A 14,529-nucleotide genomic window follows, 5' to 3' on the forward strand; every position below is an offset into this window, starting at 1 on the left:
AGGCGAGTATCCTATTATATCTTCTACCTTAAATGTTTTATATTTTTCAAGATTGTTAATTGCTCCCACTCCCTTCATCCTTCCAACACCATTTTACCATATATTCAAAATAATCTTTTTAATTCTTCACCCTTAGATGCTTTTGAAAATATTATAGTAAAAATAAAAAACCGGATCCTACTCGAACCCAGTCTTGATTTGGTTAAATATTACGATTAACCTTAAGTTTAATGAGATTATCCCTTTCCACATTCATAACAACGTTTTTCGTCATCGTTATCTCCGTACATCCGTAGTTCTTTCTTTACTCCACAATTAATACAAAGATCGTATTCAATTTGTGGTAGAATACCTGCTTCTGCCAAAGGGACCCATTGATTTTTATATAAATCTTTGCTCATCCCATAATCTATCAAAATAATCTTGCCTTTTTCGTCCAATCCATAATTGCTGCTATCCTTTAAATCAAAACAGTCAAAATCCTTATCTAATAGATCCAGGACTTCCTCATATCTTTTGGGAATAATACTTAGGTTTTTCTTCATATCAATTTCAAATGACTGATTCTCTATCATTTCTATTGGTTGGTAGTATTTTTGGACTGAAATACTTTCATCTACATAGTAGGTCTGTGCAAGGAAATTAGCTAATCCTTTCTGCATCATGACATTATAAACCTCTAACTCTCTTTTTGATTGTTTGTAGCCAATAGGATGTACATGTATTTTGACAACATAATCCGCGATTCTATGGACTTTTCTTGTTGATCCAATCCCTACAAAATTACTCTCATCACAATAAATCTTCCAATTTTCAATTATATCCGCAAGCAATTTTCTCCTCCATCTAAATATTTAATAGATAATAGTAAGCAATTATTCCAACCTAAAGTTCAACATACTTTTTCCGATAATCTCGTTTCCTTCTGTCCACAAAAACTCTACAGCATACTGTGCATTATTGTTCTCTTCATCCACTTCAATTTCTAAAGAAGCATTGTTCATATCTAAATGAATCTTTTCTATTACTTTATAATTTTCGGTATCAACTTGATGTAAATTTATTATAGTAGGAGGGGGCGTCAACTCATTCCATTCAATTAATAACTTCTCGCCTAATTCCACATCTCCAGGATGGATCTCAGGGTAGCTATATGTGTTATCTTCACTACAATTATTCCAACATACTTCGGAGTAACTATTATCAAATACGACACCATCTGATTTCTTTTTAATCGAAGGCATTTCCATATATGTAAACTTTGGAAGCTTTCCATCAATTACTTCAGTCTGCTGGCTTGTTTTATCAATAACAATATTTCCTATGTATTGAGCCTTGTTAGCTGAATCAATAAAGTTTACCTCTATTACATAATTCCCTTCACTTGTTGGGAAGTGGAATTCTCTTTTATCTTTTAAATCAATGTTCGTTTGCTTCCCATTTTTCCACAAGGAAGCTGTTATCGTTGGATTCGTCCAAATATCTCCACCATTTTCTTCATTCTCTTTAAATTCCAAGGAGGCTTTTTGATTTGGAGAAACTCTAATTTCTTCTTGCGCTAATCCAAATTCTTCAATATTATCTATTGTTTCATCTATAACTCCATTCGATGAGCTCCAACTAACATTTGCTTCTGTTAATTGTGTCGGATGATTTTGTAAACCAACTTGTAAATGAGCTACTGGAACACCGACATCATAGTCCTCGCCAATGCACCCTGTCAGTACAAATATAAAAAGAACCCCTGCAAAAATTGTAAGCTTCATATTTTTTATATTCCCATTTGCTTTAGAAGGACGAAAAACCTTCAGTCTTTGAGCACACTTAAATATTCTACCCAAGGCCCGACATCTTCTCTATACCTTTCTGACATCACTCTTACTATCTGGGATACATGTGTTAAATCATGAACCACCCATGTGGAGAGTAATTCTCTCAATTTCACTTTCCCAAATGCGGGATGTTCTCCTGTTAACTCAAACTGTGAACCCTTGGTAATTTCTGCCCAAACAAACTCAATATTTCTTCCTCGCAGACGTTTAAACTCCTTCAGCTTTTGACTGATAGAGCTCTGCGACGGATCGGTTAGGTGAGCATCTCGATCAAATGGTGGGAAAGCTTTATTATCTCCATCCTCTATAATTGTTTTTAATCTTGGGATCCAGCTACTCTTCTCACATTCAATTAAGTGATCAACTACCTGTATCGTATTCCACGTTCCTTCCCCTTCATTGCAATACACCCATTCATCCGATAAGCCAATTAAAAAACTTTCTAATGTCTTTGGCGTTCTTTCCAAAACCTCAATTGCTTCTTTAAGATTAAATTTCATTATAGCCCTCCAACACTTTTCTATTTATTGAAAAAGAGGCCAATCATACAAATCGTTCCTTTACTTTAAGTACATTTCTCACATTCTATGTATTTTTCTATAAACCCTCTGTACTCATCTGTTAAGTCATTTGGCAAATCACTTGTTGGGAAATACTGCATTTTTTCCGACTCGCTATAATCAATTTTCATTTCTCCCATTACATTTTTAGTATAATAAACAGCTGTTACCGAATATAATTCGTCGCCATTAGATACCTTAAGATAATGTTCAGAACCAGAAAATACATTAAGTAATTTTAAGTCTTTGACTACTAATCCTGTTTCTTCAAAAACCTCTCTTTTAGCTACTTGTTCAAAACTTTCTCCTAAGTCCATTAAACCACCTGGTAATCCCCAACCCCCATCATGCCTTTTTTGCAACAATACTTCATCTTGTTCATTTAACATAATAACAACAGATCCTGGTAAAATAATTGGTTTACTCCCAACATATTGCCTAAGATACTTGTAATATTCCAATTTGGAATCCTCCTTCGCAACTATTTTTTACAAGCATTTAATCCTCTTAATATTTATTCTTTATTCATCACTTGGCTTCGTGCCATCTTCCGTTATATTCACATCCCAAGAAATGATTGTGGTACTATCCCTTACATTATTAACCTTGATAGTTTGTAATAATATATTTATACCATCTTGAATCTGATGACCTTTCATTACTTTATAGATCTCCTTAGGGTTAGTGAAGGGTTCACCAGGACATTCAACTAGCCCATCAGTTGTTAGAAATATATTGTTTACTCCTTTTCTTAATTCCCGTACTCCACTACTGTAACAAGGAATCTTTTGTTCGAAAGTATTGACTTGACCCACCCATTCATAAAATTGTCTTTGATTAATTTGATATTGACCCAGCCTCGCAAGTTCTGGATGGAAAAGGCAAGAAATACAATCACCTATTGAAAACCACCACAAATACTTGTCTTTTCTTAGTACAATTAGACAAGATGTTTCACCTTTAACTTTTCGACATTCAGAGATAAATTCTTCTTCTTGAAACACCTCAATTATTGTTTCTTCAAGTCTATTTAAAGTTTGTACACATGAAAGTAATAATAAATTTTGTATTTCCGTTTTCTTTTTATTGAACTGCTTTATTACCAGTTCAGCACTTTCAGCAGAATTATGAGCGTCTAGGATGATAACAAACTCCCAATCTTTTTGTTCATCAGCCCATAACAAACAACCATCTTCATTATTATTCTGTCCAGCAGTTGAATTTCCGCCGAAACGCCCTAATACTATCTGGTTAATATCGTGAATATTTATTTTGTCTATAAAACTGACGCTGCTTCCAATCCAACTGAATTCCTTGATTGTAACATTCCCCCTTACTTCACCTAAAAAATGATTTTCATCCTACTTTTATGCCAAATGCTATCCATCTTCGATCAATATCTTCTATTACGAATTCTTTATTACTGTAATCGGTTTCATTTAAGGTGCGAACAATTTTAACATTAGAATTAAGAAACTCTTCTTGCAACCTCTTTGATTATTCGTTATAAAATAAACGTCATACCCATAACACATATAACTCTCTATTAGGGATAACATTTTGTCCATTTGTTTTAGTTAAGATGATCTCTGTTGTATCGCGATATACACAAATATGAGGTTCTTTTGCATTTAGATACATTACAGCCTTAAACCCCATCCATTGTTCATAAAAATCAGCCGTTTCTATTATATTTGATGTCGGAAATATACAGTGTGACATTAATAAAAAGTTCTTCATTTTCCTTACTCCTCGTGAAATTAGGGTTAACTTTTAAATTCTATATTTATATAATAATTCCTCTTTTTGTTTGTGCTTTTAGTTGTATAGATAAAGTCCAAAAACACTTCCAACTAAAAAGAAGAACTCTCAAATATTAACGTGTTCCATTCTGAAGTGCAAGCGTCAATTAACAAGGAATAACTGTGCGATACACAAGTCTAAACACTTAAAAACGAGCCTGGTAATGAGCTCTTTTGAGTAATATAATGTTCCACAATAGCATCCGTTCGTAAAAATATTATCTATGTCGTTGAAAATCACAAAATAAAATCGATAACCTTTCTAGATAAATAAAATTAGAACGCAAGAAATGGGAAGTTATCAACTCCCTCCAAGTGATAAAGTTTTACTAAAGGGGGGGTGTATTATGGAAAATCGTACAATTGGTTTATATGAAGGTATAGCATTATATATTGCCGCGATACTGGGTTCTGGTGTTCTTTTTATATCATCGGTTACTGCTTCTATTGCGGGTCCTGCATCCATATTATCTTGGATAATTGTGATTGTAGCTAATCTTCCACTTGCCTACACTTTTGCTTGTCTGGCCCGAGAATATCCGGATGCCGGGGGTGCAGCTACTTTTGTCCGAAATTCCTTTGGTTTTCATTCTGGAAATATTGTAGGTTGGTTTTACTTTGTCACTGCTGCAGTTGGACAATCAGTTGTGTCTTTAACTGGGGCGTTTTACGTTAGTCAGGCTTTTGGAATTTCTGATTTAAGAAGAAGTTTACTTGCCTTCACAATTTTAGTTATCGCAGGTATAGCCAATTATAATGGAGTGAAGGTAAGCGGTAGAGTCGCTCTAATCTTGAGTGGTTGTTTACTACTATTACTTACACTCACTGTTATTGTTTCAATACCGAGTATTGATTTAGAGAATTTTACCCCATTTGCAATTAATGGATGGCATTCAATAGGAATAGCAATAACAGCGATATTTTGGGCTTTCTTTGGATGGGAGGCTATTTGTAATCTTGCAAACCACTTTAAAAACCCCCAAAAAAACATTGTAAATAGTACCATTATTAGCGTAATAATCATAGGGATATTATTTTTAGCTTTAAGTTTTGTAACGATCGGAACTGGGACTTATGGTAGTAAAGAGAGTGATCTATCACCTATTGGTGCTATAATGGGAGAAACACTAGGAATGGGTGCACAAATTGTGACCGCCATATTGGCATTTTTTATATGTGTCGGAACTTCGAATGCGTTTGTAGCAAGTCTGACGCAACTCGGATACTCACTGAGCAGAGACGGTGCTTTTCCAAAACAATTATCACATATACACCCAACTAAACAAATCCCAAGACGTATGGTCGTTTTTGTAATTGTCTTCGCAAGTATTGGAGTTATTATTACAGAATTTTTTTCAATGACATTTAATGATATTTTATTTATACCAACCTCGTTAGGAGTGTTTGTGTATATTTTTTCTATGGCTGCAGGTATTAAACTTTTTAAGAATAAATCCTTACCTTGGTGGACCTCTTTAGTATCACTAATCTTTTGTATTATTGTATTACCGTTTTTTCAATTGTACATTTATGTCCCGATAATCATTGTTGCTTTATACGTTAGCTATATGACATTTCAAAAATGGGTTATATCTTCCAATAAAAAGCAATCAAATTAGGAAATATTAAAAAATTTAACATGTTAGGGTATTCAATACTGTCCGTTAGCTTAGATATTCTTTATTGGTTGGAAGGAGACTATTTCATGAAGTCAAATACTCAATTCTCTTTCGAGTTAATGTGGGATGCAGTAGTTAAATGTGATAAAAGATATGATGGTAAATTTTTTTATGCAGTAAAGACAACTGGTATTTTTTGTAGACCATCTTGTAAATCTAAAACCCCAAAATATAATAATATATGTTTTTTTGAAAATGCTGCGGATGCTATACAACAAGGATCTAGACCATGTAAAAGATGCCAATCTGAACTATCTATTGTGACATTTGATCCTCAGCAAGATATAGTGGAAGAATCAATTAATTATTTAAAACAACACTATCGAGAAACAATAACATTAAACTCCCTTGCCTTTAAAATTGGGGTGAGCCCGTATTATTTAAGCAGGATCTTCAAAGAAAAATTAGGCGTTACCCCCCATAAATACCTAGAAAGCATTAGAATTCATAGAACACAGCAACTATTATTGAATACAGTTCATAATAGCACTGAAATTTGCTTTCAAGTAGGATTGTGTAGTGCAAAATAGAAGTACAGAGATGTGCAACCAAAACGTACATAACTCTGCACTTCTTTTTTAGATAAAAAAAAGCCTTGCCAGCCATCCAAAATAACTCTACTGTAGTTGGTGTCGAATCAAAACAGTGGAGGTCGAGAGGATTGCTAGCAATGACTAAGATTAATCATATCAAAACTTTAAGAAATCATGAAGACATATCTATAAATAAAATTGCCCAAAGGGCTCAAGTGAATTGGCGTACCGCCAAGAAATATGCGGACGAAGACCAGGTTCCCCAAGAGAAACAAGTAATGAGAAAAGGAATGATGTATGAAGAACATTGGGGAGAGATTGTCACGGACTGGCTTATTGAAGATCAAAAACTAAAGCCAAAACTGAGAAGGAGAAACAAGACCATTTTTCAAGAACTTCAAACGCATGGGTTTACTGGTTCCTATAGGACCGTTTCCTACTTCATAGCTGAATGGAAAGAGGGAAAAGGAAATTCAGATGACGTTAAAGATAAGAATAGTGAAAGACTAAATCACCCTCCGGCTGAAGCTCAAGTGGATTTTGGAATAACAGAAGCTGTGAAAGATGGAAAATTCATCGATGTCCACTGTTTAATAATGAGCCTGCCTTATAGTAATGCAGCTTTTACCATCCCTCTTCCAGGGGAAAACCAAGAATGCTTTTTATATGGGTTAAAGAAAAGCTTTGAACTACTGGGTGGCGTACCACGAAAGCTTAGAATTGATAACTTGAAAGCCGCCGTAATAAAAGCAAGGAATAAGGATGGCGAAGCCATTTTTACAGATGAGTTTCTTCAATTCGCTAATTTCTACCGTTTTGAAATCCAAGCATGTAATGTACGTAAGGGCAATGAGAAAGGACACGTTGAAAATAAAGTAGGGTATGTAAGATATAACTTTGTAACTCCTTCTCCAGTCATAGAAAGCTATGAAGATCTAACTACTATTTTAAGTGAAAAACTGGCACAGGATCGGCAACGCATTCATTACGCAAAGGAAGTTCGTATTCAAGAACTACTTGATGAAGAATTGAATCATGCCTTAGCTCTTCCGGAGGAAGATTATCCGATTTTCAAAGAAACGAAAGTAACAGCTAACAAGTATGGAGAAATCACTATAGACAGTATGAAAGAACATATTCCAAAAGGATATAATTTCAGTTATCTTCATTTGATACTCTATTGGGATAGATATAAAGTGGTATCTCCTTACGGAGAGATTCTCCATTCAGACTATCGGCCATATATGAACAAAAACCGAAATATACCTTGGCTTTCCATTATGAGAGCCTGGGCTTCTAAACCAAGATCGGTTCCTTACTCAAGATATAATCCATATTTGCCTGGCCGAATAGCAGCTTATCTAAGCATAGAGCCTCTTACATTAAGGAAAGAGCGTCTACATTGGTTAATCAACTTATTAATTCAGTATGATATGGAAGAGGTTAATGACAAGTTTTATGATCTTCTACAACAACAACCAGAAAGAACCTTTGATTCTACTTCTCACCCGTATGACGTTGATTGGTCTAAATACGACCTACTACAACCAGTTGCGCAAGAGGATGGGGAGCAACGAGTATGAATATAAAAGAGATGTGTAAAAGTCTACGCCTAGCCTATGTAGCCGATATTTATGAAAAAATCCCGTTTGAAAATCAAACGCAATACTTGGAAACATTATTCCAAAGAGAATTTGAATTGAGAGAGGAAGCAAAAGCTGAACGTCTTATAAAAAAAGCAAAATTCTCCAATCACAAAAGTCTTGCAGACTTTCAATGGGGAGATCAGATAAGATTTCCCCCTCAGGTCGACCGTACTGAATTGAAAGAACTTCACTTTATATCTAAGAAAGAGAATGTCGTTCTTTCCGGTTCCCCAGGTACAGGAAAGACTCATTTAGCGACAGGGTTAGGCCGTGAGGCGTGCAAGAAAGGATATGAGGTGCGGTTCTATCGGGTATCCGATCTAGTTGATACGTTAGAAAGAATGTGGAGAGAAGGAAAGCTTCACCAGTTTAGGAATCGTTTTAAAAAAGTAGATCTTATCATCTTAGATGAAATGGGGTACATTCCATTCAGCAAAGAAGGAGCGGAGCTTCTATTTCAACTGATCACCGATTGGTATGAGCAAAAAAGCATCATCATCACTTCAAATTTGGAATTTAGTCAGTGGAATCGGATATTCGTGGACTCGAGGCTTACAGCTGCTTTAGTTGATCGCGTTATACATCACGCTCATGTACTTACCTTTACAGGAGACAGCTACCGTGTAAGCCACGCATTATCAAGACAAAATTAATTGAAAGTACCGGCTGGCAAGCTTATGTATTTTTTATTGCATTATTATGTACTTTTCTATTGCAAAACACAAGGATACAAGAATTTTTCAACTTTCTACAGACATTTTAAAAAAACATGTGGGTGTTCACCATCCCAATTTAGAAATAAATGGAGGAGGAGAAATTAGGGCGTTAAGCAAGTGGTAAAAACGTTATATCACTAAATTGTCTGTTACTATGCGAAAACACTTGTTAATTCTGCCGACCGAACCGACTTTTTGACTTTATAGACTTGGATCGACAAGAAAAGCCACATTTGGAATTCCAATGTGACTTTATATGGAAATTATAGTTTGAACTTCAAAATAGTAGCCGTTAGTCAAATATCCAGTCTTCCTAATACTTTCCATTACAATCTATTTAACTTTTTATCCAATAATCCGTACAATCCCTACTACGATCCATAAAACCGTATTTAACAAGATATCTTCTAGTTGTTACATAGTCACTGTATATGGTTTTTAATATTTCATTTATATAATGTTAACGAAAACCGAGTCTGCATTTAGTTGGGTATTTCCTTCTCCAATTTGTTATTTATTGCTTTAGACAAACAAATTAATTTTATCACTCCGTTATTAGTTCATAGGCAGAGATCTTCCTAATTTTTAGAGCTACCATCATGGAGACAATATAGGCTAGGAATAAAACACCTAAACAAATCATTAAGATCATTGGTACATGGATGAAAAAGTCTAAACGTTTAACCCCTGCACTTGATAATAATAGGGAAAGCATAGGGTTAGTAAAAAAGTAGCCAAGGACACCACCAACTGTAACAGCCGCAATAATCACAGGGAGAAAACTGATAGCTATCTGATGCATTAGTTGAATTGTAGAAAACCCTATTGCTTTCATTACCCCATACTCCTTCTTACGCTTAATAATCATTGTTTTGATTACTAAATATAAAATCATTACAACGACTAAAACAGTAATGATTAAAATCAACATCATTATTGCAAACACAGCTGTTGTATACTTACCTGTTTGACTTTCTATATTCTCATCAATATCTAACGTTTCTAGTATTTGAGCACTGGACTGCTCCTGAACATTTTTGATAAAGTCTTTGTTTGATATTTCATCAAGGTATACATATAGGGACGTACCTCTATAGTCTGAATTTAATTGCTGAACGCCTTCCATTGTGATAGCTGCTACCTGGCCTAAATTTCCTATCGATTGACTGATTCCAGTTACCAAATAGTTACTTTTTTCACTCCCATACTCAACTTCAACCGTTTCGCCAATACCTTTATTGATTTCATTAGAAATAACCCAAGAGATAGATATTTCATTTTCATGTTCCGGCTGTCGCCCTTCATAAACAATGTTATTTTCTAATTCATCAAAATGATCTGTTATGGATGTGTATACCGTTTGACCATCAATTTTGGTTTCGATTAAATCGAATATATTTACTTTCCTAACACTATCGATGTTTTCAATGTCGCTCAAAAGCTCCCTAGTATCAGCATCTGGCTTAACAATGACCATCACATTTGCTGGTTCTGCTCCAAATATGTTAACAAATGCCGTTTTATCTGAAGCAATGTTGTAATAAAGTACAGCTGAAAAAATCGTAGCAAACGTCAGAGCAATAACGATGAGGAGAATCATGATGTTTTGTTTTGCATTCGAAATCATTGACTTAATAGCAAGTAGGAAATGAAGTCCACCTTTTGCCTTTTCCAAAGGAAAGTAATTCTTTTTAAAACTATGTGTTTGAATCCCTTCACGTAGCGCAGAAACAGGTAGAATTTTTCGAACACGATAAGCAGATAGTAGTGTTACAATAACAACACAAAAGACGACAAGAATGGTGCTGACCATATTTATTAGAATATCAAAGCTTTGGGCCCATATTAGACCAGAGAGAGTTGAAATAACCCCTCCGATAAAAGGCTTGAGTAAATAGGATAATATAATTCCTGCCATACCCGCACTAAGAGCAATAAAGACAAATTGAAGAATAATCGATGAAAGTATTTGCCAACTTGTATAGCCAATTGCTTTGAGTACTCCTATATTTACCATCCCATCTTCTATGCTATTGGAAACACGGAATTTAATCACAATCAGGGATACAAGCACAATGATGGCTGCAAAAGCTACTAATATCATCGCAATAATATTAATGGTTAACGTATTCACATATCTCACTAATTCAACATCTAATCCAAAAATATAAGAAGTGGGATTACCTTCTTGAGATTGCTGAACTTTTTGTACAAATTCACTATTAATCTTTGAAGCTTGTGTTTTATCTTCAATCAGAGCAGATAACAATAATGCTTCTGATCGAGTGTCTAATTCGTCTGTTAATTTTTGATAAGCATTCTCTGGCAACATAAATTTCATAGCATCTATGTTGTTTGTACCCATTACGGTTGTTTCAAAGAACCCAGAAATACGATATTTATAGTCTTTGTTTTGATAGGTGATAGTAAATAGATCGCCTAGTTCATACCCTCCATTTGCAATGAAACTGTAAGGAACATAAATATCATCAGTACTTGATGTTCCTAACTGCTCAACCAACTCTAAAGGTCCAATATTGCGGCTTGCCTCTGCATTTAAAATGACAGCGCTATTTGTTAACTCACCATTCCCAAATTGAAATTTAGCAGTGTCCATATAGAGAATATCTTCTTTTTCCGTCTCTGTTACTCCTGGATAATTTGCCAGGAAATCCCCATATTCCGGTTGATAACCTGCCTCATCCATTACAAAGGTGACATGTGGATCTTTTAATTCATCGATTTTATTATTAAAAAAAGGATTTAACTGTGTAATGACCATTAGTCCTATATTAAGTAGTAGGGATGCAACCATTATAAATACAAAGAGGGAAGCTGTAGCCGATTTACTCTTTCTAATGTTTGCCATAGCTAGTTTCATAACTTTCACCTTACCACCCCATTTCAGCTAGGAAGTGTTTAAGTTTTTCATGGCGCTCAACACTTTCATTTTCACTATACTTACCTAGCTGTAGATCGCCACAAATCGCCCCATCTTTCAAATATATCACTCGATTTCCTCGTAGAGCTGTTTTTAGATCATGTGTAACCAAGACAATACTCTGTCCACTTCTGTTTACATTTGTGAATACATCTAAAACATTATCACTAGATTTGGAGTTTAAGGCACCAGTTGGTTCATCTGCGAATAATACTTTCGGTCTGTTAATGGTTGCTCTAACAATTCCAACTCGTTGAGCCTCACCACCAGAAAGCTGAGAGGGAAATTTCGACCAAGCGTGTTCATCAATCCCTACTTGTTGTAATAGATCTTTCGCCTTTTTAATGAGTTCTCTCTTATTTTTATTTACTAAGAGACCACTTGTCAGGACATTATCGAGCACACTCATATTGTCTAACAAATAAATTTGTTGGAATACAAAGCCACAATTCTCCCTTCTAAATATTGCTAGTTGATCGTTACTCAATTCCATTAAGTTCTTATCAGCAAAATGGATCTCACCTAAGGTCGGTTTATCCATACCGCTTAATGCATAAAGTAAAGTGGATTTTCCTGACCCTGAACTACCCATTATGATCGTATAATCACCTTCCACTAAGCGCATATCTAGGTTTTTTAACACATGCTGTTGGATTCCACCACTAGAGAAGGTTTTACATAACTTCTCCGTTTTAATAATTGTTTTCGTCATAATTAATGACCTCTCTCTTGAGTAATGTGTGTTATTTCCGATCTATAGAAAAAAGACTGTAAAAAGGTTACAGTCTTATCATACAAGGTGAATTGTTATTAAATCTTTGTGTAATCCTTAATTGATTCTTAATTATTATGCAAGCTTCATTTTCAAAATAACGGTAAAACCATTATCATGACTGTACCCACTAATTTGACCTAACATATTTTCCATAAAGTACTTCGATATGTATAGACCTAGTCCTGATCCATTTTTGCCCTCCACATTGCTACCACGATAATATTTATTAAACAGGAGAGGCACCTCTTCTTCACTAACTCCTGGGCCAAAATCTTTTATGTGAAGTTCTAGATATCCCTGGTAAACTTGAGATTTAATTATGATATTTGTACCCGCATATTTGTATGAATTACTTACAATATTATCTAATACCTGTTGCATACGCAGCGGGTCTATCAAGATCATACAGGCGGAGATTGGTTCATAGACAATTTGCTGATCGTAATTGACGTTCTCAATCATATCAATAAGTACTTTGCTCGGCTCTTCTGTTACCTTTAATTTTAATTGTTGAAGTTCTTCTAAAGTGGCGTGAAACATGTCGGTAACGAGCAGGTCAATTTGCTCAGCCTTTGAATAGATCGTATCTATTTGCTTGCTCGTCTTATCATCCTTTGCTTGCATAAGCATTAACTCACTAATCGCTTTGATGGAAGCAACAGGTGTCTTAATATCATGACTTAGTGTGGCCACCAATTCCTTTTTACTACGGTTGGATTCATATTCTCTCTGGCGCGCAGTGTAGAGCTCTTCACGCAATATATCAAAACTATCTGTAAAGGCACCAAAATAATTGTTCTTTGTCCTATTTAAAGGTATATCAAGATTGCCTCTAGCCACATTCGCTGCAAAGTATTGTAGCTGCTGAAATGGTTTTAAAACTGTTCTGTTTAGGTAAACAATATAAAGAATACTGATAACCATTAATATACCAAACGTTAAAATGGTGTATGTGACCAGTTCACTTTTCATTTCCGCCGCTAAAGATCGTTCGTTATTTTGGATAACTATCTTTCCTATAATCTCGTTATTCTGCTTCAGATCCACAATAGAATCTCTGTTTTTTATAGAATCATATAGATCAATAAAATGATTGCCCGAGGTTTTATAAACTACATTTCCCAAGTTGTCTACAATAGTAAAAGGTTGTTTTACATCAATGTTATGATAAATTTCCTCCGTTACTTGTCCCCAATTCTTTTCTGTTATTTTGGCTACGTGATTTATAGCTACAAGATCCACTTCGGAAATAGTTTTATTCTTAATAACCATTACAGAAAGAGCCATACCTATACTAAAAACTATAAGTAAAATTGCAATTAGAAATCTCACCCTCATTGCTTGCTATCCTCTAAGACATATCCTGTTCCCCATACCGTTTTTATAAATTGTGGTTCCTTAGGATTCTTTTCAATTTTCTCGCGTAAATGCCGAATATGTACATTTAGGGTCCCGTCTCCTACAAAAGTATCTTCCCAGACATTCTGAAACAATTCATCTTTCGTGATAATTCGATTTTTATTTTTCGCCAAATAAGACAGAAGTTTATATTCCATTGTTTTAAGTTGAATCGTAACTCCATTTACACGTACCTGATGCAGATTTGGATCAATTTGTAGCTGTTCAAATCTTGAAACTTCCTGTTGTTTGCTAGAATCCCCGCCAAATCTTTTAAGGACAGCTTTTACTTTTGCTAGTAGGATGCTTAGTGTATAAGGCTTTCGTATATAATCATCGCCCCCTATATTTAAGGCGATTAGTACATCATCATCACTGGAACGAGCACTTATAAATAAAATAGGAATATCCGTAGTTTGCCGCAGCTTTTTACATAATTCAAACCCGGAAGAATCCCCTAAATTTATATCAAGAAGTATTAATGATGGTTCATTCTCCTCCATAAAACGTTCACACGCTTCTGCACTCGTTACGTATGCCGATTTGACCTCAAACATATTTAAATATTCACAAGTTGTTTCCGCTAAAGCAATCTCATCATCAACAATTAAACAGTCTAATTTCATCATAAATCTCCTAAATAAAAT

The 14,529-nt window shown here is 34.9% G+C and carries 15 protein-coding genes; 4 read left to right on the forward strand and 11 right to left on the reverse strand.

Annotated features, from left to right (window positions below; translation table 11 throughout):
- Positions 1–236: 236 nt before the first annotated feature.
- From BN985_RS17375 to BN985_RS19420, 6 genes are all read right to left on the reverse strand, one after another.
- Entirely contained in the window at positions 237–833 is a 597-nt protein-coding gene (locus tag BN985_RS17375; RefSeq protein ID WP_042225153.1) for a hypothetical protein, read from the reverse strand.
- A 42-nt stretch (positions 834–875) separates the two neighbouring features.
- The gene (locus BN985_RS19285) at positions 876–1,766 is read right to left on the reverse strand and encodes a hypothetical protein (RefSeq protein ID WP_198030033.1); all 891 of its coding nucleotides are present in this window, start codon (positions 1,764–1,766) and stop codon (positions 876–878) included.
- Between the two features lie 41 nt (positions 1,767–1,807).
- The gene (locus BN985_RS17385) at positions 1,808–2,332 is read right to left on the reverse strand and encodes a DinB family protein (RefSeq protein WP_042225154.1); all 525 of its coding nucleotides are present in this window, start codon (positions 2,330–2,332) and stop codon (positions 1,808–1,810) included.
- A gap of 65 nt (positions 2,333–2,397) precedes the next feature.
- Positions 2,398–2,853 carry an NUDIX hydrolase gene (locus tag BN985_RS17390; protein ID WP_042225156.1) on the reverse strand — a complete coding sequence of 152 codons (456 nt, stop codon included), beginning with the start codon at positions 2,851–2,853 and terminating at the stop codon, positions 2,398–2,400.
- Positions 2,854–2,913: 60 nt separating this feature from the next.
- Positions 2,914–3,711, reverse strand: coding sequence for a protein phosphatase 2C domain-containing protein (locus BN985_RS17395; RefSeq protein WP_042225158.1), 798 nt, complete (start codon positions 3,709–3,711; stop codon positions 2,914–2,916).
- Positions 3,712–3,910: 199 nt separating this feature from the next.
- Positions 3,911–4,132 carry a hypothetical protein gene (locus BN985_RS19420; protein ID WP_232225611.1) on the reverse strand — a complete coding sequence of 74 codons (222 nt, stop codon included), beginning with the start codon at positions 4,130–4,132 and terminating at the stop codon, positions 3,911–3,913.
- Between the two features lie 409 nt (positions 4,133–4,541).
- Between BN985_RS19420 and BN985_RS17405 the strand changes: the two genes are divergently transcribed.
- From BN985_RS17405 to istB, 4 genes are all read left to right on the forward strand, one after another.
- The gene (locus BN985_RS17405; RefSeq protein ID WP_042225160.1) at positions 4,542–5,813 is read left to right on the forward strand and encodes an APC family permease; all 1,272 of its coding nucleotides are present in this window, start codon (positions 4,542–4,544) and stop codon (positions 5,811–5,813) included.
- An 86-nt stretch (positions 5,814–5,899) separates the two neighbouring features.
- The gene (locus BN985_RS17410) at positions 5,900–6,403 is read left to right on the forward strand and encodes a bifunctional transcriptional activator/DNA repair enzyme AdaA (RefSeq protein WP_052360738.1); all 504 of its coding nucleotides are present in this window, start codon (positions 5,900–5,902) and stop codon (positions 6,401–6,403) included.
- Between the two features lie 140 nt (positions 6,404–6,543).
- The gene (gene istA / locus BN985_RS17415; protein ID WP_232225537.1) at positions 6,544–7,989 is read left to right on the forward strand and encodes an IS21 family transposase; all 1,446 of its coding nucleotides are present in this window, start codon (positions 6,544–6,546) and stop codon (positions 7,987–7,989) included.
- Positions 7,986–8,705, forward strand: coding sequence for an IS21-like element helper ATPase IstB (gene istB / locus BN985_RS17420; protein ID WP_042221761.1), 720 nt, complete (start codon positions 7,986–7,988; stop codon positions 8,703–8,705). The genes istA and istB overlap by 4 nt, the downstream gene beginning before the upstream one ends.
- A gap of 400 nt (positions 8,706–9,105) precedes the next feature.
- On the opposite strand, the gene BN985_RS19520 is transcribed toward istB, so the two are convergent.
- The 5 genes from BN985_RS19520 to BN985_RS17445 form a co-directional block, all read right to left on the reverse strand.
- Complete coding sequence (locus BN985_RS19520; protein WP_084157632.1) at positions 9,106–9,222, reverse strand: DUF2087 domain-containing protein; 117 nt, start codon at positions 9,220–9,222, stop codon at positions 9,106–9,108.
- Between the two features lie 90 nt (positions 9,223–9,312).
- A complete protein-coding gene (locus BN985_RS17430; RefSeq protein WP_232225618.1) occupies positions 9,313–11,649 on the reverse strand; it encodes an ABC transporter permease in 2,337 nt (778 codons plus the stop codon).
- Positions 11,650–11,659: 10 nt separating this feature from the next.
- A complete protein-coding gene (locus BN985_RS17435; protein ID WP_042225162.1) occupies positions 11,660–12,421 on the reverse strand; it encodes an ABC transporter ATP-binding protein in 762 nt (253 codons plus the stop codon).
- A 135-nt stretch (positions 12,422–12,556) separates the two neighbouring features.
- Positions 12,557–13,822 carry a HAMP domain-containing sensor histidine kinase gene (locus BN985_RS17440; protein ID WP_042225164.1) on the reverse strand — a complete coding sequence of 422 codons (1,266 nt, stop codon included), beginning with the start codon at positions 13,820–13,822 and terminating at the stop codon, positions 12,557–12,559.
- Complete coding sequence (locus tag BN985_RS17445) at positions 13,819–14,508, reverse strand: response regulator transcription factor (RefSeq protein ID WP_042225165.1); 690 nt, start codon at positions 14,506–14,508, stop codon at positions 13,819–13,821. Before BN985_RS17445 ends, BN985_RS17440 begins: the two co-directional genes overlap by 4 nt.
- Positions 14,509–14,529: the final 21 nt, after the last annotated feature.

Origin of the sequence: Oceanobacillus manasiensis, from assembly GCF_000724085.1 — a bacterium.
GTDB lineage: Bacteria > Bacillota > Bacilli > Bacillales > Amphibacillaceae > Oceanobacillus_B > Oceanobacillus_B manasiensis.

Bases quoted from the DNA above. Each gene is read 5' to 3' on its own strand.
- BN985_RS19285 (WP_198030033.1), bottom strand. From the start codon at position 1,766: ATGAAGCTTACAATTTTTGCAGGGGTTCTTTTTATATTTGTACTGACA.
- BN985_RS17385 (WP_042225154.1), bottom strand. From the start codon at position 2,332: ATGAAATTTAATCTTAAAGAAGCAATTGAGGTTTTGGAAAGAACGCCA.
- BN985_RS19420 (WP_232225611.1), bottom strand. From the start codon at position 4,132: ATGAAGAACTTTTTATTAATGTCACACTGTATATTTCCGACATCAAAT.
- BN985_RS17405 (WP_042225160.1), top strand. From the start codon at position 4,542: ATGGAAAATCGTACAATTGGTTTATATGAAGGTATAGCATTATATATT.
- BN985_RS17410 (WP_052360738.1), top strand. From the start codon at position 5,900: ATGAAGTCAAATACTCAATTCTCTTTCGAGTTAATGTGGGATGCAGTA.
- istA (WP_232225537.1), top strand. From the start codon at position 6,544: ATGACTAAGATTAATCATATCAAAACTTTAAGAAATCATGAAGACATA.
- istB (WP_042221761.1), top strand. From the start codon at position 7,986: ATGAATATAAAAGAGATGTGTAAAAGTCTACGCCTAGCCTATGTAGCC.
- BN985_RS17430 (WP_232225618.1), bottom strand. From the start codon at position 11,649: ATGAAACTAGCTATGGCAAACATTAGAAAGAGTAAATCGGCTACAGCT.
- BN985_RS17435 (WP_042225162.1), bottom strand. From the start codon at position 12,421: ATGACGAAAACAATTATTAAAACGGAGAAGTTATGTAAAACCTTCTCT.
- BN985_RS17440 (WP_042225164.1), bottom strand. From the start codon at position 13,822: ATGAGGGTGAGATTTCTAATTGCAATTTTACTTATAGTTTTTAGTATA.
- BN985_RS17445 (WP_042225165.1), bottom strand. From the start codon at position 14,508: ATGAAATTAGACTGTTTAATTGTTGATGATGAGATTGCTTTAGCGGAA.